The following is a 24,050-nucleotide window of genomic DNA, read 5'->3' on the forward strand; positions in this document are numbered from 1 at the left end:
TCACGCCGCATGGGTAAGTCCCTTTCGGAAGTAGTCGAGCAGTTCGCGTGCCTCTTCCCCTGCTTCCTTTTCAGGATCGACAGCGGGCGGCGCGGCGGGCGCCGGCGCTGGCGCCGGGGGCGCAACCGCTAGGGGGTTAGTCTTGTCTCGCTCGTCGAGTGCGCTCAGGCTGTAGTTCTGCTGCTGCAAGTACACCGTGTCGCCACCGGTGATCGGCTTGAGATTCATGCGCTTGCGCGCTTCGTTCGGAGCCATGATGGCGCCGCCCACGGCCGCGGCCAGCGTCGTCACCTGGGTTGCCTCGTCCATGCGCAGCAAAACATCGAGATCGAGCGCGGTGCCGTACTGCGAAGGCAAGGCTAGGCCTTCGTCCATGCAGAGCTCGAACTCTTCGATCAGGACATGGAGGCACTCGTCGTAGTAGTCCTGCTTCAGTTCGCCCGGCTTCTTACCGCTCGGCACTGGAGCCACGCCGACCAGGTAGGCAGGCATGTGGAACACGGCGCAGATGTACTCGTCCAGCGACTTGGACCGCTCGGTGGTCTGGGCATCGACCGCGGTCATCCGCATCGGCTCGTACTTCAGTCCGTCCCCCATCACAGCCACCTTTCCGGCGTTCTCGCCGGTGTAGTTGGCGGTCCACTTCTCTTGCAGGCGCTTGGCGGTCTCATCGCTGATCGAGCCCGGCGCGGTCAACACGCCACCAGGGTTCGCGCCGTTCGCAAAGAACGTCAGCGAGTCGTTCATGATCTTCAGGCCGAGGTTTGCGGCGAGCCCGCCAGCGAACAGAGGCGAGACGCCCATGAGCGGATGGAAAATCGGATTCATGCGGTCGTGGATCACCTCGCTCGCCGGCACCGTGATGCCGTCCGAGTCCTGGACACCGGTAAGGTTGTCTTGGCCGAAGCGATAGAAGATCGAGCCGTCGGGACTGACCAGCACTTCGGCGCGGCACGGGTCCATGATGTAGAGCGCCGTGACCACGCCGCGGTTGTCGCGCTGCTTGAGGGCGTAAGTGTTGCCGCGGCTCAGCTTGGACATGATCCACCACTGCTTGAACTGGATGTGGTTCTGGTAGCGGTTCGGCTTCTTCAGGACCGGCGAGAACGCCGGGCTCGCCGCCTCGTTCCAGATTCCGGATGCATCGAGCTCGAGCAGCTTTGTGCGCAGCTTGCCGATGTCGTTCGAAATCTGGGTGATGCAGGCGAAGACGATCGGATGCGAGAGCACCGTGTCGACCGACCACTCGTCGTTCTTCTGCCAGGCGCCGGTGTAGGGCTCGCTGACCCAGGGAAACCAGCCACGGCTGCCGACCGGCGACAGTGGAGCGCGCTTGGCGACCGCCGCCCGCGTCACCTCGAGGCCAAACAGCCGCATCTCAGTCCTTCGCCTTCAGGTCACGGCGCTGGTACGTGCGCTTTGACGCATCCGCCGGGGCCGCTTCCTTCTTGGAGGGCTTCACCACCTTTTCCACATTGGCAGGCGGCTGCGCTTGTGGCGCAAGAGCGGAGGACGCTGGCACGAGCTTCTCCACCTTGGGGGCGGCTTTCTTGGCCCAGCCGAGCGCAATCAGGATGGCCGATTCATCGGCCGTGGCTTCGTACTCTTCGCGGGCCTCGCGCTCGCCAGTGCCGAATGGGTGCTTGCGCAGCGCGACCATCTTGATTGAACTCATGTTTCTCTCCTAAATGAAAAGGGCGCCCGTGCGATGCAGGGCGCCCTTTTGGTCTCAGTCAGCCGGAATTACGGGGCCTCGGGAGCGACGCCGTTCCAGCTCACGCCGGACAGGTACTGCACCGCAGCGGCACGGCCCTTGAGCCAGTTGACGTAGCGCTCGGCACGAATCGCCAGCAGGTTGTTCTGCCAGAGGCTGACCATCACGGTCGTCGCGGTGGCAGGGTTGTCCGGAGCGCTGTCCATCTGCAGCGAGGCCTCGCGGCTCGCGTCGATCGACACCTGGCCGTCGTCGGCCAGCAGGATGTCCTGAGCGTTCGCCAGGATGACGATGTTGCCCACGGCTTCGGACACGACCACGGGCATGCCATAGAAGGTGCCGCCAGCCATGTTCACGTCCGGGAAGGCACGCTGACCCAGCGCGTTCTTCATCAGCGACAGGCCCAGGGCGTTGGTCGCGGACATGATCCAGACCGCGTTCGTCGGGGCCAGGTTGGCCGCGATGAAGGGCGCGAACACACCTTGGATGTCGGCGTTCACCGATGCTTCGTCGCCACCGACCGACGGGATGGCCGTCACGCCGTTGGTGATCGACGCCGGCTTCACGTTCGCCGTGCCGGCGTTGGCCGGGTTGACGAAGTCCGAGTCCATCTGCTGGATCACCGCAGCGGCGAGTTGATCGCGCAGGATCGTCTCGGCCGACGGCTGCGAGAAGCGAGCCAGTTCTTCCGAGATCACAGCAATCGTCGCCAGCTTCGTCCAGCGCAGGGTCACCTGGTCGAACGCGAGAGCCGTGAGGGGCTTCGGGGCGCCTTCCCCCACCCAGTACGCCGCACCGCCGGCCGTTTGACGCGGCATGCTGATGTTGAACGGCACACGACGCAGGTTCGGGATGCGGCCGACGATGGTCTGGGGCCGCAGGAACTCGATGAACTCGTTGGCCATCTGGTTGTACTGCACCAGCGGCGCCGCCCAGGTCGTGCCCGTGGTCGTACCGACGGCGACGGCCGCCTTGGTCACGTCCTCGAAGTTGTGCTGCGAGAACATCTTGATAATGCCCTGCATGCCCTTGTCTTCGGGGAAGCGATTGGAGGCGAAGTCGAGAGCGTCACGGGCGTTGCCCTTGGTGTGCGCCATCACGCCGGCCAGGCGGGCGAAGGCAACGCCAGGGGCGAGCTTGCGCTCGACCACGACGATGTTGCTGCCGCCGCGGGAAGCGGTTGCGGCCTCGGTGCCGTTGTCGGTCTTCCCAGGCGTGACGGTGGGAACCGGCGTGGCCTTGTTGACGTTGATGGCTTCCAGATCGCGCAAGTCGGCCAGTTCCTGGTCGATTGCCTTGATCTCGTCCTTCAGGGAGGTGAACTCCTCGCCTTCGGCCGCATCCTTGGTTCTGTTTTCGCCGAGCGTCTTGTTCGTGATGTCGGTCATGCGGCCGGCCTTGGCGCCGCGGGTCGCTTCCAGATCGGCGATTTGCTCGCTGATGGTCTTCTGGGTCATTTCATTTACCTCTTGGTGATGGTGATGTTTCCGCGCTTGGCGGTGCTGGTGAGTGCCACCGCTTTCGCGGCCGACGGTGCAACCCGATCACCAGCGCGGCCAGCCGAGGCCAGGTGTTCGTGGTCGATGCTCTTGACGGCGGTAATGACCGCCTGCGAATTCGCCGGAATGGTCACGAGCGACAGCTCGAACCACTCCCATTCCTTGAACCTGAGACCGCCCGTTTTCAGGCGCTCGATCTGCCCTTCAACCGCGCGGAAGCCAATCGACACGGCGGCTACGAGCTGGTACTTCAGCGAGTGGATAGACTCGTCGACGCGCTCTTTCAGAAGGCCGGTCTCCTTAACGATCGGGAGCACCGCCTCAAAGGGAATGCCCTTTTCCGTAGGCTGCGCGAAAGTCATGCGTCCCACGGGCTGATCGTGGTTGTGTTGCCAGAGCAGGGGCATGGGCGTCTTGAACTTCGCGCCCATGGGCGACGATGTCGCCCATGCGGTCCGTCGTCGGAGTCGAAGCGATGCCGCGGATGGTCACGAAGTCCGCACCCTCTTCGACCGATTTGGTTTCGAGCACGCTGTAGGCACGATCCATTCGGACCTCCAATGCAAAAAGCCCGCACTCGGCGGGCTTCGGTTGTGTGATTCGCGTCAGGCGAAGAAAACTTGGTACTGCTTCGGCGGCTCTTTCTCCACCTGGCCAGCGCCTACGCCCATCAGCAGGGCGCAAAAGTCGTCGATCTTTTCCGGCGCCTTCTTTTTGTCCGGCGCGTTGTTGAGGTTGGCGTCCTGGCGCGCGATCACGTTCGATGCGTTCCAGTTCAGGATCGGGTCCTGTCCGAAGGCGAAGCGCCCGCTCAGGTAGGCCACCTCGAGCGCCTGCATGGCCGGGTGATAACTGCGCGGCCCCTGGATGAACTGCTGCATCTTCACGCCGGCGGCGTTCAAGCGCTGCACCGTCTGCGATGCGTTCCAACCGTCGTAACCCACGGCGCCGAGGTTGAAGTTTTCGTTCGCCCAAATGATCTTCTGTTCGATCGGCGTGTAGTCGATGGCTTCGACGCCCGACTCAATCAGCAACTCCTTCAGAACCCAGCCAGCGTATGGAATCAGGCCGCGCTGCGTGCGCTTCCGGACCGCCATCGAAGGAACGAACCGCCACCCGTGCGTGTAGATGAATCCGTCGATGTCCCAAACCAGCCGGAACGACGTAAGGTCGGTGGTGCTCGACAGGTCAAGGCCACCAGTGCACGGATATTTCCGCAGGTACTCCAGATCGACGGCGCCTTTGCACTCGCGCCATTTCGTGATGTTGACCCAGCCTTGCGCGACAGACGACGGCCGGTTCAGCCGCTTGATTTTGAACTCGGCATGCTGGCCCGGCTTGTCCTTCGCCTCGATGGCGGCCTTTCGAATCTCGTCGAGAAGGAGCGGGTTCACGTCCATCAGCGGATTCGCTTTCCGCCAGGCGCTCTCGTCGAAATCGTCATCGGCTTCGGTGCCGAGGTCGTCATCCTTCTCGTCGACGGCGTAGTAGACCGCCAGGTAGTGATCGGCCTCGATCAGGCCGCGCAGAACCTTTTTTGCAAACTCTCGCTCCTCTTCCCAAGGGCCCGGGTTTGCGTAGCCCTCGGTCGTCAGGTACAGGAACAGCGGGTTCCGTCTCGCGCCTGCCGCTGACTTCAGCACGTTCAGCAGGTCATGGTTCTTGTGCGCGTGGATCTCGTCCAGGATCGTGCAACTCGGGTTCAGACCGTCCTGCGTGCTCGCCTTCGCATTGATCGGCTTGTAGGTGCCGCCGTTGTTGTAGCTGGCGATCGCGTTCGCGAAAGCCTCGAGCCCGAACGCGGTTCGGAGGTCCGCGGTCTTCTCCACCATGGTCTTCGCGACCTTGAAAACTATCCGGGCCTGCTGGCCAGTCGTCGCGCCGGTGATGACCTGCGGCCCGTTCTCGCCTTCGCAGTTCTGGCAGTACAGGCCGATGATCGCGGCCAACGTGCTCTTCGCGTTCTTTCTAGCGATCGCAAAAAGCGCCGTCGTGAACCGCCGCGTGCCGTCCTGCTTCCGAAACCCGAACAGCTGCACCAAGAAGAAGACGTGCGACTCGTGCAGGACGATTGTCGGCGTGTCCCAAGTCCCTTCGACGTGCGGCAGATCTTCGGCGAACAGACACACGTCGCTCGCATGCCACTCATCGAAGTAGAACGGGGCGCCCTTGGCCTTCTTCGCGCGCTTCAGGTCATCCAGGAAGCGCTGGCCGGCCAAGCGCATCCAGATGCCGAACTGCTTCCGATTCTTGGGGTTCGCCGCCCTCTTCGCGTAGTCCTTCGCTATCGCGACGAAATCACGCGGCTCGTTTGCCACGCTGCGAGAACTTGTTTCCTGCCGGCTCTTCACCCACCGGCTTGACCTTGCCCTGCGAGACGGGGGTCAGGCCAAAGTCGTTGATCAGGTTGCGGTACTGCGCAACCATCGACGCGACCGGTGCCTCGCCCGCGGCCCACAACTGGACCAGCTTGCCATGCAGGGCGCACAGTTGCCCGAAGGCCCCGAGACCCGCCTCGGTCAGCAGCTTGTTAGCCACCAGAATCGGCGCCAACCGGTTCCACTCCTTGATGGCATGCGCGTTCGGCATCCAGTCGGGCGGCTCCGGCACATGTGAGACCGGCGGCATTTCGACGGCCGGCTTTTCGTCGCGGCTCGGTTGCACCGTTCCCGAAACCACTTTCAGCGCTCGCGGTTTTTTCGGGTTGGCCATGGATACCTCGACTGGTCAAAAACCAAATTTCTCAACTGCACGCGTGAATAAAAGGCTGAGCGCCCGGTTTCCAGAAAGGACCTTTTCGAAAAAATCCCCTCCCCCCCGGTGTCGCGCCCTCGCAACGTATCATTTGTGCAACATAGTTGCATTAGTGAGACACGTTCTCAAATGGGCCAACCATCCTCACCTACTTGCACAGGGGCCACATAGCCCATGTCCTTGGCTGTCTTCTTGGCGTGACATCCAGTCTCACCAGCGCACAGCACCTGGCAGTTGGCCTCGGTGTCTGGCCTACCCTTGAACACAGGCACCTTGTGATCCAGCTGGAACCCGCGGCCAGGCTTGTCGTTGAACTCGCACAGCTTGCGACACATGGCGCAGCACGGGTCCTTACTCCACACCTTGAGGCGCCTGGCCTGCAGCGCGCGGCCACGGATGCGTCCGTCTCGGTTGTTGAACTTGGCGGTCACGTCGGGCTGAACGGAGGAAGCGCCCGCACCGTCCGCAGGTAAAGTTCAAGTTCATCAACACGGCCCCGGCGAGGAGCGGAAGAAATGAGCGAAGAGAACGAACCTGTAGTCACAGACCATTTCCCTTCTTTGGGCCCCTGTGGCGTTCGCTTATCGGAGAACCTGCAAGCACTTGCGATCGATTTTGAGTCGATGACAAAACCAGGCACAGCCCTGCGCGTGGGTTTTCCGCCATCTCAACTAGGGCAGCTTCAAGCCGCGCTCGCATTTGTGGAGAAGCGACTGGCGGAGGCGCAAGGCGAAGGCACACCGCACAGCCATTGAGGTTGACCTCGGTCATGCTCATGTCGCGTTGACGCGCGAGAACGCCAGCACCTCGGCGCCGGTGTAGTCGGTGGTGATCACGCCTTCCCATTTCATACGGTAGGCGGCATTGGCGCGGGCGACACCTTGCCGGCGGCAGCCTGGCGCGCCTGGAAGGCGTGCACCTCGTCGAGGCTGAATGTGGTGGCGGTCGGGCGGGTGATGCGGTCGTAGATCACGCGCAGGCTGCACATGACCACGACCAGGCCTAGCAGGTTCAGCGCAGAGAGAATGACTAGGGCTTTGTGCATGCGCACCTCACAAAGAAGAAAGCCCGCACGAGGCAGGCAAGGATCGATTGCTCGATCGAGGAGAAAACTGCAAACGATTGCGGTGGTCGGATTCAAACCGACGACATCCGGGGTATGAACCCGGCGCTCTACTTGGCTGAGCTATACCGCTGAAAACAGTCACCTGAGGTCGGCTGAACTTTCAGTCACGACCTCATGCGTTCAGGGTTCATTAATACGAAATTCTTACCCAAAGCAAAATGGCGCGGAACAATTTCCCGTCATGCCAAAAGACTTTTTGCTCCAGCTTCCCCAATTTCGCTTTCCGTACAAGGTGACCGCACCTGATCAACTTCGCTGGGTGTGCGTCTTGACCGGGGCGGGCTTGATCGAATCAGAGAGTTGGCCTCGCTTGAAGATGACCGCGCGCTTCCAACCAGTGAAATACGCCTGGGTGGAGCGAATCACGCCTGAGGGCCTGGAGGAGATCGCGCGCATCAAGTTGGAAGCCATCCGGGCGGCAGATGCAGAACTCGAAGCAAGTCTCAAGCTCCACATAACCTGCCCTGTTGAAATGGCTTCCCCGGTTCGGTCGACCGCGAAAGATTTTTCGAGTCCGACACAACTGCCCAGCAGAGGGAATCGAAATACAGAGCGAGTGCCGCAGACCTCTTGGCACTCCGAAAGCCCATTTGGATGACCGAAAAGAGCCACCGGCGCTACGCGCGGCAATGCTGAGCTATATCGGGGACACAAAAAACCCGCCGGGCTTGCGCACTCTTCAATTGCCAGAAGCACCGAGTTACGATGCTCGGATGGCGCTCTACCAACTGACCTTGTTCTACCCAAGTGTTCGACAGCACGCGGGCTTGCTGCGTGACATTCGGAGTGCCGTTGAGTCCACCGCCGGAAAGAGCTGGCGAGTTGTCTCAGCTGGCGAGCACACTTGCGCCATAGTGTTCGAAACCGACGCTGCACCAGACGTAATACGCGCACGCCTCGGAAATTTCAGCGGTGTCGAGCAGTTTCAGTTCCTACTCGTGGAGATAGCGAACGTGGTCGGCGGGTATCTATCGCAAGAAGTCTGGTCTTGGATCGGCACCCAGCAGGTGGCGATCAAAAAGAGAAAAGCCGCCGAGTCATGACGACGCCGGGCGGCTTTGGAATCTTTGGAGGCAGCTCCGCCATCGACGGTTGAGCTGCTCTTATTGTTCCCGGCTCACCCGGGATTTGTACAGGCCGGACGATTTTAAGCCGGGAACCGGAACGACGTAAAGACTTTTTACTTCGAGACTTCGGATACGGCGATCTTCAAGTCCAGATACCCAGCGATCTGCTTCATCGCCTCCGGTCCCGCCATCGCTTGATGCTTTTCCATGTGGGCCACGAGCCAATCAGCGACCTCCACGTGTTCCTTGAACAGCTTGCTCAATGAGGTGCGGCCGGTGCCCTTGCAGGGCTTGCACTTTACGCCCAGTGTCGTGCTACCCGGGATCACCGTGGCGCCATGCCCGCCGCACGCATCGCAGGTTGGATTCCGATGCCAAGCGACGCAGCCTTGGGCAAGGTCGTAGGCCTGCACGCGGTTGAGTTTGACCTTCATCGCCCTCGCCTGCCGCCAGGCGTCATCGGCCAAGATCTCGACAAGCTCACGAGCCGCGGTACTGTCGCCCAAGAACAAACGCTGCAGCGCCACGGCCAGCGGGAATTCCCGGGAGGCCAGGCCCATCGCTCCCAGCACATCCGAATCTGACCGGGTCGTGCGCTCGTTGATCTCCAGGTTCGTCGACCGAACCGCGCTGGCATAGCGCTCGATCACCTTCATGCGCGCCCTTTCACGGTGTCTTCGATACGGGCGGCTAGGATGCGGCGGCTCCCATCCACCGAAGGGCGTCCCGTGGCATCTGCGAGCCGACGAAGCAGCCGATCAAGCTGAGCGTCAGTCACCTTGCCGTCCTGCTTCAGCAGCAGCGCAAAGCTCGCGATCACCTCGGCCGTCGCGGTGCGGTGGGTGTTCATCGCGTCGTGGAAGAAGTCCGACGCCTTCAGATACTGCTCGAATTCCTTCATGCTCATTGGGAAGCCTCTTGGTCTTGGGTGGAAAACTCGACGAAGCTCAGCGGGTAACGGCGCTGGCTGGTGCGGTACTGCATCGAGGGCTTGTCGAACCACAGCACCTGTGTGAAGTCCTGCACACCGTCCTCGCGCTGCTTCTTCAGGATCAACTTCGCGTCGATGTCGAGCTGTTGTTCCTGCCACTTGGCGACCGCGTCGGGGTCGTTGGGATTGGCGGGCGCTTCGTCCTTCTGGGCGCGCCAGATCGAGAACACGTTGTCCGCGCCATTGACGATGCCGCCGGCGCCGGCCACCTCCATCTTTCCGGGGGCCTCGGACTCGTCGCGCAGCTTGCGCGGGTGCGCCACCAGGTGGATATGCACGTTGTGCGTCTTCTTGAACGACACGAGCTTTTGCACGGCCTCGTTCTGCTTCGTGATCGAGCCGGGCCCGTCCTGGGGCACGTCGATCATCATCAAGCTGTCGATGACGAAGTGGCGCACGCCATACCGCCGCGCGGCATAGGCGAACACCTCAAGCAGGCGATCCAGCTTTGCCACGCCCACCAGGTCGAACAGCCAGAGCCGGTCGCGCAGCCACTGCCCCACCGCTCGGATGTATTCGCGCGTCGGGCGGTCCAGGCCGGTGGCCTGCTTGTGGATGCACTTCAGGTGCCGCGCGGTGCCCATCTCGCCCGAGAAGATCACGACGCGCTCGCCCTGCAGCATCAGGCCCAGCAGGATCTGGTCGAGCATCAGGCTTTTGCCGTGGCCGTTGATGCCCGTCCAGCAGGTGTATTCAGCCTGGCGGAAGCGGAACCACTCGAGTTCCTTGTCGATGTACAGGGCCGGCGGCAACGGCGTGCCAGGCGGCGGGTAGAACAGGTTTTCAACCGCCACCGTGTACTCGTCGGCGTTGCGCAGCTCTTCGGGGTCGAGCGGCCGAGCGTCTTCCATCGCTTGCTGAAAGTCGACGGCCTCGGCACCGTCCTGCAGCCACTGGTTGGCATCCTTGGCGCCTAGCCGCACGCGGCGGCAGCGTTCGATCCCCAACCGGTTGATGACCTCGGCGGCTCCCTTGTCGCCCGACTCGTCGTTGTCAAAGCAGACCAGGATGTCGTCGAAGCGCTCGAGCTTTTCCCAGTCGTGTTCGATCCACTGGTGATTACCCGCGCCCTGATTCACCGACAGCGCCGGCACGCGCATCTGATGCAGCGTCATCGCGTCGATTTCGCCCTCAGTGATCGCGACGGTTCGCGCCTTCGGCTCGATGAGGTGCCAGCCGAACAGGCACGGCGCGGCACCCTGCTCCTGGCGCATGTCCTTCTTTTCGTCCGGATTCCGGTACTTGATGTTGATCAGCTCGCCATGCTCGTCGATGAAGGGGAACACCGCGTAGGTCTTGCCGTGCTGCACCAACTCGGCAACCTTGAAGGCCTTGATCGTGTCGTCGGTCAGACCTCGGCCCGTCAGCCACTCGGCAGCCCGGCCGCGCGGCGCTGGTGCGCGCGGACTGTCCGGCCGGCGGTAGGTCTTCACCGGCGGCTTCGGGAAGTCGTCGCGGATGCCGAAGTGGCGCTTGATGTCCTTCAACGCCTCCGCCATCGACTGCCCGCGGCACGCCATCCACAGATCGATCAGGTCGCCGCCGATGTCGCTGGCGAAGTCCTTCCACACACCGGCCTTGTGGCCACGGATGCACACCGAGAGGCTGTCGCCGGGCTCGCCGCTCGTGTTGCCGGCCTTCCACTCGCTGCCGCGCTGCTTGCCCTGCGGCAGCAGCATGCGCGCGACGTCGGCGGCCTGATTGGCCAGCATGTGCTTGATCTCGGCGGCGTTCAAGCGACCTCCTCGGCCGGGATGCGCTTGCCGTCGCGAAATTCGCGATAGTTGACGATGTGACATCGAGCGCTTGCGGCCTCTGCCGGATGGCCGAAGCCAGCAATCTGCCACCACACCCGGCCGTCCGCCTCAATAGGCGCCGGCTTGCCGCCGGGAAGCTCGTCGTCCCACTGCCCTGCGTTGAGCCAGGTCGACGGATGCGGGATGAACCGACCGTTCTCGCGTTTGTCGAGGTGCGGCTTCTGCGCTGCCAGCGCGCCGAGGATCCTGGCCTGCAACGCCTCATCGGGGCAGAGCTTCACCCACGCGTTCATGGCGGCTTGCTTCCCGACCTTTCGGGGATACGCGGCCCAGAACACCGTGAAGCCCGGCAAGCATGCGCTTTTCTCGGCTTCGGCTTTTCGGTCACGCTTCCCCCCTTGGGGGGTTAGGGGGGTATTTGTATTTGGTATCGGAGACGGTAACGGAGACGGAGACGGAGACGGAGACGGAGACGGGGCACTGCCAGATTCAGCTACTGGCACACCACTAGCAGGGTTGGGCAGTCCCACTACTGTGCCCGTGGCACTGCCACTGGCACTATTTGGCACAGCGGCGAGCATGCGCGCGGCGTAGTCAGGCATCTTCCTGGCAGCCTCCGCGCGTCCGTGTTGCTTGCACAGCGCAGCAAAGCGAGACTTCTCTGAACGCGCATCGCTGCCGGCTGCCCAAGGGTTGTGTTCCTCCCAGTCGTGGATCGATCGCCCGCCTTCCTCACCGTCGAGGAAGCCGACCGCCACAAGCTCGCGGACAAAAGCGCCGTCTTCGCCCGGCCAGTCAACGGCGAGCTCAATGTCCTCGTCGCTCATGCCCGTCAGTTCGCCATCGCTGCGGTTGTCGGCGGCCCACAGGAAGAGGCACACGAGATGCCAGGCACCGACAACGCCAGCGCGCCGAATCAGCTTCTTGGTCTTTGGGTGGGCAGGAAGCCCAGTGGATATGCGTGCATCGCTGGTCATCGCCAAGCCCCCATTTCGTGATCGGTCGCCCAGCGGGCATTGCTGAAATTGCCGCGGTGCACTCGCAGCCAGTAGATGAAGTGGACGAACCACAAAATCGCGCGGCGCATCAGTCCCACTCCAGCGTGCGGACGCTCTGCACCGCGCTCAAGTGCTGCTTTGCCATGAGCAACAGCGCGTCCACGTAGTCGGGCGGGAAGCAACGCATGTCTTGACCAACGACGCGCAGGCCGGCATGAGCCATGACTAACGCCAGCTTGTCCAGGTGGTCGCTCAGGAGGCGGGAGACCGTGGACTCGCTAACCCCCATGGCCGCGGCGATGGCCGTCTGGGAGGCTTCGCGCTGAGTCGCCTTGAGGATGCTCGATACGATCTTCCGGGCGCGGTCTTCGGGAGGGTCGACGGTCACGTTGCAGCTCCCTGCAGCTGCGTGCACCTGGTTCCGGCCCCGTGCAGCTGCTTGCAGCTGGCGCAAGAGCCTGCTCTGCGTCTTGCTGGCGCTTCCAGGCAGGCATGCCGAGACTGCGTAGCCATGAACACACGCCACCCCATGCCAGCCGCAACCAACGACCCGGACTTCATCCACAACAGCACGCGGACAACGCTGAGCACCAACGCCGATCCCACTGGCCGAACGCCTGCTCGGGTGACGCTCCGCACCAGCAGGCTTGTGATCCGCTGGCTCGACGGAGATGTCGAAGTGCGATTCGCAGCCCAGGATGTCGACGTCACACCGAGAGGCCGTGCGGCACCGCGCCCGGACAAGCGATGAGCGGCGGGCATCAGACCGTCGCCTTGTGGGAACGAGGCTTTGAGTTGCGAAGCACCTCCCAAGGCACGTCCGGCCGGAGAACCTCGCAAGGAACACCAGTTTCCCGCTCGATGGCTGGGCAGTGTTCCGCCGGCACACGTCCTCTCGTGACCCAGTTGCTCGGCGTACTCGACGCAACCCCAATCAAGCGGGCGAGCTTGCCAAAGCCACCCGCCGCCAGTACCGCTTGCCAGAAGCCTTGCATGACAGATCCCCTTCTAAACACGTTCGAAGCCCATAATCTAACACGAACGCACTTAAAACCTGTGGGAGAATTTCGTTCGTGAAGACCATCGCAGAACGAATCAAGGCCGTCAGGCAGGAGCTGGGCTGGAGCCAAGTGCAGCTGGCGGAAGAAGTGGGCGTGTCTCAGAGCTCGATTGGGAACATCGAATCTGGCTTCAGACAGCGTCCGCGCGAGCTCGTGTCCATTGCGAAAGCACTGCGTGTTTCAGCGGAATGGCTGGAGACGGGCAAGGGGCACAAGATCGAAGGCGCGTCGCTCCGGCTTGTTGGTGGTGACGCAGGGCCTTCAGTGCGGATGCTGGTAGAGCACCTGGCCGAGATCGCTGCTCAGCAGCGGCCGACCCTTCGAAAGAATTTGGCCAACCTGCTGGTTGACCTGATCGAGCATCCGGAAGACACGGCGCTCATCGAACAGACCATTGCGGACATCGAGCGGTTTTTCGGCGCATCTTCGCCCGCGTCGAAGGCTTGATACATTCCGCAGAACTCTGGAGAAACCGCGAATGGAAGATCAGGAAAAAGTCGATCTTTGGTGCCTTCTCAAAGGGCACAAATGGAAGATCACGCAGACCGTGCAAACGGCGAGCCTGGATGAGGTGACATACACCTGCATGCAATGTGACGCTACGTTCACAACGGCCAAAGGCTTAAGTCAGCCACCCGTACGCCCCAAGCTCTGGAGTTGAGGTGCTCATTGGCCCAAGAAGGTCAGTGCAACAGTGGAGCACTCAGTAGACTGATGCCCTTCTCCATCTCATAAGTCGCGCCTCCCTAGTGCAGCGCTCGGAATCGTAGTGCCTAGGTCGGCATCAGCACGCAGTGGCGGAGGACCGAGGATGGCGACCGCCGCAATTTTGAGGCATGCGCTTTTCTAGCGCGGGTGCTCGGAAAGCTCGAATACGGATTCTGCAGTCGTGATTGCCCCTATCGCAGCGTACTCAGAATCCAGATACGCTCGGCGTCACTGGAGGCGGAAATGCTGGAATTGCTCGACACGGGACGGATTGCACACAGGTTTGGCAAGTGGCGCTGGGCCACTTACTTCGCTGCCGCGGGGTGCCTGTTCTTGATCGGCTTGGCGGTCACTGAGCTACTGATGATCCCTGGCCGTATGAGTCCGGCCGCAGCCGACACAACTCTTGCGTTTTGGACGTTTACCGCCTTCTGTGTGGCCTCACTGCTCATGATCGTCTACAGCATTCGACTCTGCTACATCGACGAGATGCACGGCGCATATATCGAAGAGGCCGAGCACTACAAGCGTCACGGCTGGTAGAGCAACTGCAAACACCCCTGGAAGCCCGCCTAGCGCGGGCTTTCTCATGCCCGGGCCGGAATCGAACCGGCACACCTTTCGGTGGGGATTTTGAGTCCCTGCCTACACGGTAGGTAAGCGCTACGCCGGGTTTTTCCCACTTTCGATGAGTGCTTGGTGATAAGCAAGGGCCGCAGAAAGTTCGTCGAGCGGCCATGCTGCAATCTGCTTGGATGCCGGATCCCATCCGCTCTGAATTCCCACCGCGGCATAGTCAAACGTGCTGCGGTCATCCGAGATCCAAAACCCGAAGACTGGACCGCCGCTTGTCCCGGCAATCGTGGTGATACCGGAACTCCCGAACTCATCACTCTCGATCTGTCCAAACATGCGCCGCTCCTCGCTGCGTAGCTTTTCGACCACCTGAAAAGGTTCGAGTGGCCTGACGGGAATACAGAACAGGACTTGGTTTACCCGGTCACCTCTCTGGACTGTCTTTTCCGCTGGCACGCCGACAAGGCCCATACGATCGAACGGCGTCCCGCTGAGCCGCTCAAGGTCAGCCGTCAAGTCGAGCGGCCTGATCCCGTTGGCCCGAAGTGTCCTCAGGTGGAAGGGAGCTATGGGCGCGCTGGCAATGTCGGGACCGGAGGGATCAAATTCCGAATAGCTATACACCCAGTCCTCCAGTCGCAGTTCCACAGTAAAGGACCGGAAATACGGGCCGCCAGCAAATGCATCGTTGACGTCCCAAGCGGCGATCACATAGCCGTGGGCCTTCAGTTCCTTCATCTCAAGAACGCAGTGGCCAGCCGTCAAAAAGTGCCATGTGCCCATGAAGCTTACAACGAAGGCCGAATATGAACGCACCTGTCGTTGCCCCGCTGAAGTCTCGAAAACCACCAGCATGCTCACAAAGTGCTTGCCAAGGATCTTGAGCAAGCTGAGAGCGTCGTCAGAGAACAGCGCAGAAGCCGGATAGGGATACAAGGAGTACGTCCTGTCAACAGGTTGATGATCCTCCCGAATTCTGGCGTTTCGCGACAGCCGCTTCCTCAGCATCAACCATAGTCGCCCTTCCCTCGTGTTGATGGCAATATCACGGGTGTGATCAATCCGAGAACAACTAACCGTGAGTAAGCTGCTGAAGTGGAAGGAGTGGCTCACTCTGCCGGAGGCTGCGGCTCATTTCTCCGCTGTGCTTAAAGAGTCCGCCACCGAAGCGGATCTGCTTCGCTTAGCGCTCGATGGGCATCTCAAGCTCTCAGTCAACCTGGTGAACTTTGCATATGGGAGGCGAGGCAAAGTTACGCCGATCGCAGAGGCAGGCACGAGGTCCATTCCAATACCGGTAACGCTACACGAGGATCTCTCTGAACCCGACTCGGCAGGAAGGCGGCAGCGAAGGGCAGACGCTCCAAACCGTGGCTGGGTGGAGACGCAGTTTCCAAATGGCTCCGTGATTAACGACGCGGAGACCATCCTATTTGGCGACGAGGTCCGAAAGATGGAGGGAATTTGGGACCTACCGATGATCGGTGGAGAGCGCATCGACGTCGAGCAGATGCTGCAGGAGCAGATCGGCGGTCCCGACATCGAACTCGTCAATATTGATGGAAGCCTTCTAGCGCGCCCAACGGATCGGAAAGAAATCTGGCAGGTGATGGAGCCGTTCAAGAAAAAGGAGATCAACCGCGCTTGGTACAACGACCCAACGCTACCGCAGTACACGGGAAAAGTAGTTAATGACTACCTGCCCGCTCCGGGTCTTCCCGACCGTTCACTGGTAGTTGTGCGGACTGGCGAGCTTCAACGGTTCCTTGCGGAGGCAACGGGCCGCGCGCTCGCGCCAGACCGAGGTCACCTCTGGCCGGCTCACGACACAAGCAAGCTTGCGGCACTTCGGCATGCGGCGCACGAGTGGTGGAGTACCTACGAGGAAGGAATTACTGAGCCGCCAACAAGCAAGGAAATCGCAGCTTGGCTGGTGAAAAACCACGACATCTCTGACGAGTTGGCTAAAGCCATGGCCGCCATTCTCCGGCCAGACGGACTCAAACCTGGTCCAAGGCCTCGCAGTCGTATTTGACCCTCGAGCAAGAAACGAGTGCATGTGAACTTGGATGGTCCGCTTAACTAGGGCAATTCATCCACCTATCTATTGCAGGCTTGTCGACGTCCAATGTTCCAATACCGCAGCACATTAGATGCAGCGCGGGCATGTTGGAGGTCGATGATGGAAAGCAAGCCGCAGCGGGAGCAGGGATCACTCTTGGCAGTCAACCGATGCTGGGGTGGTGGCCCTGATACAAATCAAGGTTTTCAGGCGATCCCGCCACTAGGGATCTGGGGTCTTGACTGCATGCCGTCAGCATCGCGGCATGCGTTCCACGACATCGGGCAAACACAATCAACTGGGCGGCGCCTGCATTGGCAATCCATGGTGAACATTGCAGTCGACGTCGTTACGTCACTGCATGTCACTTTTGCTCCAATTTCTCGAGCCGCCTGCGAATGTCGGTCAAGTCAGTGCCACTGCGGCGAAGAGCAAGGCCTTCGAAGACAAGTTTTCGGATGGCCATCTCCATGCTCAGCCCTTCTTCCTCCGCAAACTTCGCTATCGCATCGTAGTGCTCTGGCGGAATGTCGAATGGATACACCGAAACACCAGTTGGGTAGTTCGGGACATCACCGGCAGCGCCCACCGGCCCACTCCCATGAGCCAACCACTCGAACTCCACGTTGAGCGCTTTCGCCAATTTGGCAACGACTTCCGCCCGCGGCGCGCTACGCCCCGCCTCGTACCGAGAGATCTGAGCAGCAGCTACCCCACTCACCTCGGCAAGGTTCTGCTGACTCCAGCCCAGGGCTGAACGCGCCTTCACCAACCGCAGCCTAAGCGTTTCGTCCATCAAGAGTAAAAAATAGTCATGAAGAGTATTGACCAGTAGCCGAGCATATGGGACAGTACGTCATCCTACTGTTCAGTACCAATTAGTACCACCTCGGAGATTCTATGCCTACTAAGACCACACCGACCGGAAGACGCAAGCCGCCGTTCTCGCTCGTGCTCACAGACGAGCTCGAAGCCTTTTTGCGAGCCAAGGCGGACGCTGGCTATCGGTCACTCACCAAAGAAATCACTATGCGACTTGAACACTCGCGAATGTTGGATACCGAGGGATCGAGGTGCCGAACAGCATGAACACGCTCAGCAAAGCGCTTTACGAGAATTCGAAGCTGCCGCAGCGCCAAATGCGGCAGTCAGAAAAAGGTGAGGCCATGTTCGCGCCAACGAACACAGCCTCGATGAAAAACCACCCCGCTAAGGATAGGACTTCACATGGTCAAGGTTAGCACGCGCCCACAAATCGACGCAACCGCGTTCGCCCCTCCCACTTTGCTTGAGGACCAAGCACTGACGGAGATTACGGTCGACACCCCGCTGCCCAACGGAGGCAACTTCGCATTGCACCTCGTCTTTGATGCCGCCGCGGACATCGAGATTCTTGCAAACGAAGTGATCTCCCGCGCAGACGCCTTGGAGCCGGCGGAAGGTGTGGTGATTCGCGCCATGGTTGCCCGCATCCATGCGATGAATTCAATCCTCCTCAGTTATCTCGGCCACGACGACGTCACCATTGGTGAAGCCTATCGCAAGATTCATGGCTTCACCGCTGAACTGCCCGAGGGGAATCTGCAATGAACGCCGTGCTGCACAAGCCCCGCACCAAGGCTACAAAGCGCCCTGGCTTCGTCGCCAAGACCGACCCGCCGCTGGTCACCATCGCAGACATCCGCCAATGGATTCACGCGGCTGAGGGAAAGATTGAGACCGCCTATGACGCTGCTGAGCGCGGAGAGCTAGTCGATGTACTGCTGAGTCACATCAACCATGACATCATTCTTTCCCCTTGGGAGATCATCCAGCGCGTTGACCTGACCCAAGCGGATGCAAGGCGTGTTTACATGGCGTTGGAGCCGGTTTTTGCCTGCCTCAGCGCCGCCGCCACGCTCGCCAAGGGAACGGTCCTGCACGCCACCCTTGACGAGGCGTCGAAGTTGCTTGACGCCGCGCTGAACGCGCTCGATCCAACGAACGATGCGGTGCGGGAGTTGCCAAAAGGAGGCCACGCGCACGACTTCGAACGCGGCAGGGATCTCGCAATCCAGATGATGAAGTCCATTGCCCCGAACTCAAGCTCTCACGAGGGTTACCGCAGCCACCGCGAGGCTGGCGAGATCCAACGGAATTTCGTGCTGGATGCCTTCGATAAGGTGCTGTGTGACGACTCGTTGAGCGCTGGATTCACTGCCGTTCTTTCGGCGGCTCTTGGCGGCGTAAGCCAGGATGCAGATTACTACCAGGCGATGACCTTGGAAGAGACCGAAGCGGGCGAACCCGGTCCGACCGGAACACAAGGCGAAGAATTCGAATCAACCCCTTCGGTCTCTCAGAAGCTGGTTTTCGAGGCGACCGGCATCGAAGAGAACGCGTACTTCATGGTCAGCGAAGTGATCGCGATCATCCAGGCTCGTCTGCACGATGTGGGCAAGGACATCCTGTACGGCGCCATGTACGTCGCTGAACGCGCATACGAAATCCTTGGGGAAGGCGTCGCGGCTCGCAACGTTCGGATGTGCGAGGACGCATCCGCCCCGTTGGCCGTGGCCATTACAGTGCTGGACGCGGCTCTTGAAGCGCATGACGACGTGGCGCTGCATGGCGCATCGCGCCTCCTTGGATTCGCTAAGGAATCGCTTGACGACGCGATTGCGAGGACGCGGTGAAAGCCGGCATGACCACCGGCAGCACGCGCAAGCCAGGGCTCAGACTCGTGCCGAAGCCCCAAGCTACGATCAATGCCGACCTAGTGGCTTTCACTGTGATGGAGCACATCGACAAGAACTTCGCGGCGATCTGGAGTGCGGTTCCCGTCGGTGCGCGTGGGAACATTCGAAACGCGATCGTTCGCGCCGTCTTGGCCGAGGCGGTGCGCATGGGGACGCCCGCGTGAGCGCTGACCTTTTCCTGAACGATGCCGAACTGGCAAAACTGACGGGATTCAAGATCAAATCCAAGCAGATCGCCCGGCTTCGCGCGCAGGGGATCGCCTTCCGCGTGAATGCCTCGGGTCACCCCGTGGTCACGCGCGCCACCGTGGAAGGCCGCAGGGAGCCCGCCGAAGCACAAGCAGGTTGGACGCCCGGCCTTGTAGGCGCCTGAGATGGGACGCAAGCCGACGCGCTGGGCAAACCTGCCCAAGGGGATGCGTGCCCGCGAGCGCGGCAAGCTCATTCATTACTACTTCGACACGGGCGGCAAGCCACGGCGAGAAATCCCGCTCGGCTCTGACTACGTGATCGCGGTGCAGAAGTGGGCCGACCTGGCGAAGCGGGCCAAGCCGGAAGCGGCACAGGGCACGTTTGCGCATGTCGTGCAGTCCTACTGGGCGCAGGAGATCCCGAAGAAGCAGCCGCGCACCAGGCGGGACAACGAGAAGGAAAGGGATTGGCTGCTGAGGTTCTTCAACACGCCGCCCGCACCACTCGACAAAATCGAGCCGAAGCACATTCGGCAGTACATGGAATGGCGGGTGAAGGAGGCCCGCAAGGCGGCTGAAGCGAAGAACGCCGAGCGCGTGAAGTATGGGCGGCCACCGATACCGATCCCGCCGAAGCTGGGCCAGGTCCGAGCCAACCGCGAGAAGGCGCTTTTTTCCCACATCTGGAACTACGCGCGCTCATCGGGTTTCACGCGGCTGGCCAACCCCTGCACGGGCGTGAAGGGCTACACCGAAGAGGGGCGCGATGTCATGGTTGACGACGAGACGCTGTCGCGGACCATGGCGCGTGCGGGCGAGCCGTTGCGGTTCGCGTTGCGCCTGGCGCACCTGACTGGCCAGAGGCCCGCGGATGTCCTGCGGATGAGCGACGCCCACATTGCGAACGGCATGCTTCACGTTCGCCAAGGCAAGACAAAAGCGAAGCTGCGGATGGAGATCGGGGGTGAGTTGGAAACGCTGCTGGAAGAGATCAGCGCGTTCAAGGCCGGGCTCGGGTCGACCTCGCCCGCGCTGCTGGTGAACGAGACCGGCAAGAAGCTCACCACGGCCATGCTGCGGCGGCGGTTCGATGACGCGCGCGCTCTGGCTGGCGTCCAGGGGACCGCGTTTCAGTTCCGCGACCTACGGGCTAAAGCCGCCACGGAGGCGGACGAAGACGGCGGCACCAGGCAAGCGCAGGGGCTGCTGGGCCACACCACCGAGGCGATGACGGCGAACTACATCCGACACAAGGTCGGAAAGAAAGTGAAGCCGCTGCGATGATTTGCGGAACACCTTCGTGAATTGCGGAACACCGCTACAGACTTTGTAGCAAAGTATCCAGCAAATACGGGGTTTGGTGGTAGGCCGTGATGGGCTTGAACCATCGACCAACGGATTATGAGTCCGCTGCTCTAACCAACTGAGCTAACGGCCCACGCGGCACGATTCTATTCGCGGCGCGCAGCCTACTTGCGATGACTCAGCGCGTTGGTCACCAGGCGCGACGTGATGTCGACGATCTGGATCATGCGTTCGTAAGGCATTCGCGTCGGCCCGATCACGCCCAGCGTGCCCACGACCTGCCCGTCGACCTCGTAATTGGCGCTCACGATCGACAGCTCTTCGAACGGCACCACCTGGCTCTCGCCGCCGATGAAGATACGCACGCCTTCGGCCTTGCTCGACACGTCGAGCAGCCGCATGAGCTGGGCCTTCTGCTCGAAAAGCTCGAAGGCACGGCGCAGTTGGCCCATGTCACTGGAGAAGTCGCTCACCGCGAGCAGGTTGCGCTCGCCGGAGATCACGACATCGTCTTCCTGCGCTTCGGTCAGCACCTCGGAGCTCACCTGCACCGCCGCCTGCATCAACGTGGCAATCTCGCCGCGCAGCGTTTCGATTTCGGACTGAAGCTTGTCGCGCACCTGCTCGATGGTCAGGCCCGCATAGTGCGCGTTGATGTAGTTCGAGGCTTCGACCAGTTGCGACTGCGAATAGTCGGCTTCCGGAAAGATCACCCGGTTCTGCACGTCGCCGTCGGGCGACACGATGATCACCAGCAGCCGCTTTTCGGAAAGGCGCAGGAACTCGATCTGCTTGAACACCGAGGCGCGCCGCGGCGCCATCACCACGCCCACGAACTGCGACATGTTCGACAGCAGGTTGGCTGCGTTGGCAATCACCTTCTGTGGCTGGTCGGGCGCGAGACTCGGTGCGGTCATGTGCTCGCGCTGGGCGGTCAGCATGGTGTCGACGAACAGGCGGTAGCCGCGGTGCGTCGGGATGCGGCCCGACGAGGTGTGCGGGCTGGCAATCAGCCCCAGCCCCTCGAGGTCGGACATGACGTTGCGGATGGTTGCGGGCGACAGGTCCAGCCCCGCCGAACGCGACAACGTGCGTGACCCGACGGGTTGCCCGTCGGCAATGTAGCGCTCGACGAGCGTCTTGAGCAGCAACTTGGCACGGTCGTCCAGCATTGCAAGATTTTAGTGTTGTACGTTAAAAAATTCGGTCGGCGACGACGAGACTAGCTCAACCTTCGATACCGAGCGCCGCCCCATCCCCGCCGACCAACCCCGCCCCGCATCAGAGCAGAGCGAATCGCAGTAGCCGACACATCGAGCAACACCGCGACTTCACCGAGCGTAAACCCCTCGCGATACAGCACCGCAGCCAGGTCGGCCACCTCACCAGTGACCAGCGGCTGACGACCAAAGAGCACTCCTCGTGCACGCGCTGAGACGCGGCCAGCCTCGCACCTCTCTCGAATGATCGCCCTCTCAAGCTGCGCGACCGCACCGAGTATCTGAAGCACGAACTCACCCATCACAGACGAGGTATCGATGGGCTCAGTCAACGACTTCACAGAGCAACCTGCCAGCTTCAAGCGGTCAAGCAGATGGAGCAAATCCTTAAGGCTTCGCGCCAGTCTGTCGAGCTTGTAAACGACCAAGGTGTAGCCAGGCTGAAGAAACGCAAGCGCCTTATGCAACTCGGGCCGAGGGCCTACGCCACTGGTCTTTTCCGAGTAAATGCGACGCACGCCAGCACCACGCAGCGCATCAAGCTGCATCCTTGTCTCTTGTTCGTTCGTGGATACCCTCGCATAGCCAACCAGCATCAGCTCGCCTCACTCCGCGCTATTATTTTCATAGCATAGTACATTTAGCTACAACACGTTGAGGAGCAGGAATGGGAAGGCAACTACAGCAGTTCGAAGCGGCCATCTTGCAAGGGCTGATCTTCCAGGCGGTGATCGGGGCAATCGTCACGGCGATCATGTTCTGGGTGCTGTACATGGTCGTGAAAGCAGCGGTAAGAGACGGAGTGAGAGAGGGTCTGGCCCACGGTAGAACTGGAGGTCGACGGGAACCGGGGAAGACGACGAATACGAGCCTTCCAGACATGCGCGCGGATTGATCAATCTGACGAACTGCCGGGTACAGGGCGCGCGAAGGTCTTACCCCCGCAAGCGGGTCCCCGAACTTCCGGCTTAGCAGGAAGGAGGCAAGTTCAAGGGGACGACGAACTGGGCAACGAGTAGCGAGGGCGGCCCGCGAACCGTCCGCCCCGCTAGCGCAGGGCTACCGGCCCGCGCTTGCCCTCGCATATCGGGCCATGACCTCAAGCCGTTCAGAGGGTGGCAACTGACGGCACAGGCTGACGACGCGCGCCCACCTCGGGTCGAAGGTCTTCGGGGCCTGCTTGGCGGGTTTTGTCGGCTTGGTGAGGGCTAACCATGCCTGGGCCCAGAAACCGAGCTTCTCGGGCTCAAGGAACCGGCCCTCGACGTGCCAAGGCGACAGCACCGAATGCGAACCGTGGGGATAGTCAGCCACGAACACCTGCCGAGTGTCGTAGCAGGCCTCAAGGTCCTTGCCGGTGTAGGTCGCCCGGTCAGCGGCCATTTCCTGCGGGTTGGTGCCCATGCGCGCGACAGCCAGGTGGAAACGCGGCAGATAGCCAGCCTTATCGCCGAACAGCAACGCCAGCAGCCAGCCGATGAACGGAATGCGCACCTTGTCGAATCGGGTGTGGCGCACGGTCTGCTCGATGAACGATTCGCGCAACTGCTTATCGACCTGCAGCACGTTTTGCATGATGTAGTAGGTATCCCACCCGTGCTTTCTCGCGTGGGCGAAGAAGTCAAGCGTGGCAGCGCGTTCCTTGTCGGCGAAGGTGCGCGTGTTGAGCCAGGTGGCCATCTCATCGAGAAACAGCCCGCCGTTCAAATCCTCGTCGTAGCTGTCCGGGTTGCCATGGCCCGCGGCGAGCAGATCGAAGGCGCTCGGCTTGTCCGGTATGCGCACGTAGGTCAGCTTGGAGTGCACGCCGAACATGGCCTTGAGGTTGATATCAAGGTTGGTGGCACAGCGCCGCTTACGCTTCAGGTACCGATCGCGAAACAGACGCACGGCGTTCTTGCTCTTGCCGGTACCCTTTTTGCCGGTCAGTGCGTAGTCGGTCATTTGGAGAAATTCTCAATGCCGATCCGCTGAATCTTCCAGACGCTGGAAGCGATCCAGACCGAGGCAATGCAGGCCATTACAGCGCTAGCGTTCTGCGGAATGAACATGCCCAAGCCCATCCAGAGATAACGAACCCAACCAGCGCCGACGCTGACACTGCCGAGCATGCCGTACAGCGTGCTGCAACACACGAACACGGACGCGATGAAGAGGCCGGCGACGCTGATCCATGTGACGTACGCCGCTAGCTTGAGCGCGCTGGTGTAAGCCATCTGCGTGGCGAACAACGTAGCCAGGCCACTGGCGAGAGAGCCGATGAAGGCAGCGAGTAACGGCATA

At 61.2% G+C, this 24,050-nt stretch carries 32 protein-coding genes and 2 tRNA genes; 12 read left to right on the top strand and 22 right to left on the bottom strand.

Going from position 1 to position 24,050, the window contains the following annotated elements; genetic code table 11:
- The 7 genes from AC0IYU_RS28230 to AC0IYU_RS28260 all read right to left on the bottom strand — a co-directional run bounded on the left by AC0IYU_RS28230 (position 1) and on the right by AC0IYU_RS28260 (position 6,398).
- Entirely contained in the window at positions 1 to 1,377 is a 1,377-nt protein-coding gene (locus tag AC0IYU_RS28230; protein ID WP_472123950.1) for a phage portal protein, read from the bottom strand.
- A gap of 1 nt (position 1,378) precedes the next feature.
- Positions 1,379 to 1,675 carry a hypothetical protein gene (locus tag AC0IYU_RS28235; RefSeq protein WP_472123953.1) on the bottom strand — a complete coding sequence of 99 codons (297 nt, stop codon included), beginning with the start codon at positions 1,673 to 1,675 and terminating at the stop codon, positions 1,379 to 1,381.
- 68 nt (positions 1,676 to 1,743) lie between these two features.
- Positions 1,744 to 3,171: a phage major capsid protein gene (locus AC0IYU_RS28240; RefSeq protein ID WP_472123956.1), complete on the bottom strand. Its 1,428-nt coding sequence runs from the start codon at positions 3,169 to 3,171 to the stop codon at positions 1,744 to 1,746.
- A 5-nt stretch (positions 3,172 to 3,176) separates the two neighbouring features.
- The gene (locus AC0IYU_RS28245) at positions 3,177 to 3,620 is read right to left on the bottom strand and encodes an HK97 family phage prohead protease (RefSeq protein WP_472123958.1); all 444 of its coding nucleotides are present in this window, start codon (positions 3,618 to 3,620) and stop codon (positions 3,177 to 3,179) included.
- A gap of 198 nt (positions 3,621 to 3,818) precedes the next feature.
- Positions 3,819 to 5,531: a terminase large subunit gene (locus AC0IYU_RS28250; RefSeq protein WP_472123961.1), complete on the bottom strand. Its 1,713-nt coding sequence runs from the start codon at positions 5,529 to 5,531 to the stop codon at positions 3,819 to 3,821.
- Positions 5,512 to 5,925, bottom strand: coding sequence for a hypothetical protein (locus AC0IYU_RS28255; protein ID WP_472123963.1), 414 nt, complete (start codon positions 5,923 to 5,925; stop codon positions 5,512 to 5,514). The genes AC0IYU_RS28250 and AC0IYU_RS28255 overlap by 20 nt, the downstream gene beginning before the upstream one ends.
- Before the next feature lie 167 nt (positions 5,926 to 6,092).
- Positions 6,093 to 6,398: an HNH endonuclease signature motif containing protein gene (locus AC0IYU_RS28260; RefSeq protein WP_472123966.1), complete on the bottom strand. Its 306-nt coding sequence runs from the start codon at positions 6,396 to 6,398 to the stop codon at positions 6,093 to 6,095.
- A gap of 84 nt (positions 6,399 to 6,482) precedes the next feature.
- On the opposite strand from AC0IYU_RS28260, the gene AC0IYU_RS28265 reads away from it, so the two are divergent.
- Positions 6,483 to 6,722, top strand: coding sequence for a hypothetical protein (locus tag AC0IYU_RS28265; RefSeq protein WP_472123969.1), 240 nt, complete (start codon positions 6,483 to 6,485; stop codon positions 6,720 to 6,722).
- A 92-nt stretch (positions 6,723 to 6,814) separates the two neighbouring features.
- Here AC0IYU_RS28265 and AC0IYU_RS28270 read toward each other — a convergent pair whose 3' ends face one another.
- Entirely contained in the window at positions 6,815 to 7,012 is a 198-nt protein-coding gene (locus tag AC0IYU_RS28270) for a hypothetical protein (protein WP_472123972.1), read from the bottom strand.
- A gap of 77 nt (positions 7,013 to 7,089) precedes the next feature.
- Positions 7,090 to 7,163: transfer RNA gene (locus AC0IYU_RS28275), tRNA-Met, on the bottom strand.
- Between the two features lie 111 nt (positions 7,164 to 7,274).
- On the opposite strand from AC0IYU_RS28275, the gene AC0IYU_RS28280 reads away from it, so the two are divergent.
- Positions 7,275 to 7,691 carry a hypothetical protein gene (locus tag AC0IYU_RS28280; RefSeq protein ID WP_472123974.1) on the top strand — a complete coding sequence of 139 codons (417 nt, stop codon included), beginning with the start codon at positions 7,275 to 7,277 and terminating at the stop codon, positions 7,689 to 7,691.
- A gap of 31 nt (positions 7,692 to 7,722) precedes the next feature.
- Complete coding sequence (locus AC0IYU_RS28285) at positions 7,723 to 8,136, top strand: hypothetical protein (protein ID WP_472123976.1); 414 nt, start codon at positions 7,723 to 7,725, stop codon at positions 8,134 to 8,136.
- Positions 8,137 to 8,273: 137 nt separating this feature from the next.
- On the opposite strand, the gene AC0IYU_RS28290 is transcribed toward AC0IYU_RS28285, so the two are convergent.
- Genes AC0IYU_RS28290 through AC0IYU_RS28305 form a run of 4 tightly spaced genes read right to left on the bottom strand, consistent with a single transcriptional unit; the run spans position 8,274 to position 11,201 of the window.
- A complete protein-coding gene (locus AC0IYU_RS28290; RefSeq protein WP_472123978.1) occupies positions 8,274 to 8,816 on the bottom strand; it encodes a hypothetical protein in 543 nt (180 codons plus the stop codon).
- On the bottom strand, positions 8,813 to 9,067 hold the full coding sequence (locus AC0IYU_RS28295; protein WP_472123981.1) for a hypothetical protein: 255 nt from the start codon (positions 9,065 to 9,067) through the stop codon (positions 8,813 to 8,815). Before AC0IYU_RS28295 ends, AC0IYU_RS28290 begins: the two co-directional genes overlap by 4 nt.
- Complete coding sequence (locus tag AC0IYU_RS28300) at positions 9,064 to 10,887, bottom strand: toprim domain-containing protein (protein WP_472123984.1); 1,824 nt, start codon at positions 10,885 to 10,887, stop codon at positions 9,064 to 9,066. The genes AC0IYU_RS28295 and AC0IYU_RS28300 overlap by 4 nt, the downstream gene beginning before the upstream one ends.
- Positions 10,884 to 11,201 carry a hypothetical protein gene (locus tag AC0IYU_RS28305; protein WP_472123987.1) on the bottom strand — a complete coding sequence of 106 codons (318 nt, stop codon included), beginning with the start codon at positions 11,199 to 11,201 and terminating at the stop codon, positions 10,884 to 10,886. The genes AC0IYU_RS28300 and AC0IYU_RS28305 overlap by 4 nt, the downstream gene beginning before the upstream one ends.
- Positions 11,202 to 11,618: 417 nt before the next feature.
- Here AC0IYU_RS28305 and AC0IYU_RS28310 point away from each other — a divergent pair, with 417 nt between their 5' ends.
- Positions 11,619 to 11,906, top strand: a complete 288-nt coding sequence (locus AC0IYU_RS28310; RefSeq protein ID WP_472123990.1) for a hypothetical protein — start codon at positions 11,619 to 11,621, stop codon at positions 11,904 to 11,906.
- A gap of 88 nt (positions 11,907 to 11,994) precedes the next feature.
- Here the strand turns inward: AC0IYU_RS28310 and AC0IYU_RS28315 are convergent, their stop codons facing one another.
- Positions 11,995 to 12,294 carry a helix-turn-helix domain-containing protein gene (locus AC0IYU_RS28315; protein WP_472123993.1) on the bottom strand — a complete coding sequence of 100 codons (300 nt, stop codon included), beginning with the start codon at positions 12,292 to 12,294 and terminating at the stop codon, positions 11,995 to 11,997.
- A 373-nt stretch (positions 12,295 to 12,667) separates the two neighbouring features.
- On the bottom strand, positions 12,668 to 12,901 hold the full coding sequence (locus tag AC0IYU_RS28320) for a YdaS family helix-turn-helix protein (RefSeq protein ID WP_472123996.1): 234 nt from the start codon (positions 12,899 to 12,901) through the stop codon (positions 12,668 to 12,670).
- A 78-nt stretch (positions 12,902 to 12,979) separates the two neighbouring features.
- On the opposite strand from AC0IYU_RS28320, the gene AC0IYU_RS28325 reads away from it, so the two are divergent.
- Together AC0IYU_RS28325 and AC0IYU_RS28330 are read left to right on the top strand one after the other, a co-directional pair.
- On the top strand, positions 12,980 to 13,414 hold the full coding sequence (locus tag AC0IYU_RS28325) for a helix-turn-helix domain-containing protein (RefSeq protein ID WP_472123998.1): 435 nt from the start codon (positions 12,980 to 12,982) through the stop codon (positions 13,412 to 13,414).
- Between the two features lie 504 nt (positions 13,415 to 13,918).
- On the top strand, positions 13,919 to 14,218 hold the full coding sequence (locus tag AC0IYU_RS28330; protein ID WP_472124001.1) for a hypothetical protein: 300 nt from the start codon (positions 13,919 to 13,921) through the stop codon (positions 14,216 to 14,218).
- Between the two features lie 120 nt (positions 14,219 to 14,338).
- Here the strand turns inward: AC0IYU_RS28330 and AC0IYU_RS28335 are convergent, their stop codons facing one another.
- Positions 14,339 to 15,187, bottom strand: coding sequence for a hypothetical protein (locus tag AC0IYU_RS28335; protein ID WP_472124004.1), 849 nt, complete (start codon positions 15,185 to 15,187; stop codon positions 14,339 to 14,341).
- A gap of 142 nt (positions 15,188 to 15,329) precedes the next feature.
- On the opposite strand from AC0IYU_RS28335, the gene AC0IYU_RS28340 reads away from it, so the two are divergent.
- Positions 15,330 to 16,286: a hypothetical protein gene (locus AC0IYU_RS28340; protein ID WP_472124007.1), complete on the top strand. Its 957-nt coding sequence runs from the start codon at positions 15,330 to 15,332 to the stop codon at positions 16,284 to 16,286.
- Between the two features lie 391 nt (positions 16,287 to 16,677).
- Here the strand turns inward: AC0IYU_RS28340 and AC0IYU_RS28345 are convergent, their stop codons facing one another.
- Positions 16,678 to 17,109, bottom strand: a complete 432-nt coding sequence (locus tag AC0IYU_RS28345; RefSeq protein WP_472124010.1) for a helix-turn-helix domain-containing protein — start codon at positions 17,107 to 17,109, stop codon at positions 16,678 to 16,680.
- Between the two features lie 431 nt (positions 17,110 to 17,540).
- Between AC0IYU_RS28345 and AC0IYU_RS28350 the strand changes: the two genes are divergently transcribed.
- From AC0IYU_RS28350 to AC0IYU_RS28370, 5 genes are read left to right on the top strand one after another with little or no spacing between them, the layout of a single operon-like run.
- Positions 17,541 to 17,903, top strand: a complete 363-nt coding sequence (locus AC0IYU_RS28350) for a hypothetical protein (protein ID WP_472124013.1) — start codon at positions 17,541 to 17,543, stop codon at positions 17,901 to 17,903.
- Positions 17,900 to 18,988, top strand: a complete 1,089-nt coding sequence (locus AC0IYU_RS28355; RefSeq protein WP_472124015.1) for a hypothetical protein — start codon at positions 17,900 to 17,902, stop codon at positions 18,986 to 18,988. The genes AC0IYU_RS28350 and AC0IYU_RS28355 overlap by 4 nt, the downstream gene beginning before the upstream one ends.
- Positions 18,989 to 18,996: 8 nt before the next feature.
- Complete coding sequence (locus AC0IYU_RS28360; RefSeq protein WP_472124016.1) at positions 18,997 to 19,215, top strand: hypothetical protein; 219 nt, start codon at positions 18,997 to 18,999, stop codon at positions 19,213 to 19,215.
- Positions 19,212 to 19,424, top strand: coding sequence for a DUF4224 domain-containing protein (locus tag AC0IYU_RS28365; RefSeq protein WP_472124018.1), 213 nt, complete (start codon positions 19,212 to 19,214; stop codon positions 19,422 to 19,424). Before AC0IYU_RS28360 ends, AC0IYU_RS28365 begins: the two co-directional genes overlap by 4 nt.
- 1 nt (position 19,425) lies before the next feature.
- Positions 19,426 to 20,526: a tyrosine-type recombinase/integrase gene (locus AC0IYU_RS28370; RefSeq protein ID WP_472124021.1), complete on the top strand. Its 1,101-nt coding sequence runs from the start codon at positions 19,426 to 19,428 to the stop codon at positions 20,524 to 20,526.
- Between the two features lie 77 nt (positions 20,527 to 20,603).
- Here AC0IYU_RS28370 and AC0IYU_RS28375 read toward each other — a convergent pair.
- The 5 genes from AC0IYU_RS28375 to AC0IYU_RS28395 form a co-directional block, all read right to left on the bottom strand.
- A tRNA-Ile gene (locus AC0IYU_RS28375) sits at positions 20,604 to 20,680 on the bottom strand.
- A gap of 31 nt (positions 20,681 to 20,711) precedes the next feature.
- Complete coding sequence (hrcA, locus tag AC0IYU_RS28380) at positions 20,712 to 21,719, bottom strand: heat-inducible transcriptional repressor HrcA (protein ID WP_435437054.1); 1,008 nt, start codon at positions 21,717 to 21,719, stop codon at positions 20,712 to 20,714.
- A gap of 50 nt (positions 21,720 to 21,769) precedes the next feature.
- Positions 21,770 to 22,363: a recombinase family protein gene (locus tag AC0IYU_RS28385; RefSeq protein WP_472124024.1), complete on the bottom strand. Its 594-nt coding sequence runs from the start codon at positions 22,361 to 22,363 to the stop codon at positions 21,770 to 21,772.
- A gap of 463 nt (positions 22,364 to 22,826) precedes the next feature.
- Positions 22,827 to 23,711 carry a zonular occludens toxin domain-containing protein gene (locus AC0IYU_RS28390; protein WP_472124027.1) on the bottom strand — a complete coding sequence of 295 codons (885 nt, stop codon included), beginning with the start codon at positions 23,709 to 23,711 and terminating at the stop codon, positions 22,827 to 22,829.
- Positions 23,708 to 24,049, bottom strand: a complete 342-nt coding sequence (locus AC0IYU_RS28395) for a hypothetical protein (protein WP_472124030.1) — start codon at positions 24,047 to 24,049, stop codon at positions 23,708 to 23,710. The genes AC0IYU_RS28390 and AC0IYU_RS28395 overlap by 4 nt, the downstream gene beginning before the upstream one ends.
- Position 24,050: the final 1 nt, after the last annotated feature.

This window comes from Variovorax sp. AC103 (genome assembly GCF_979254005.1).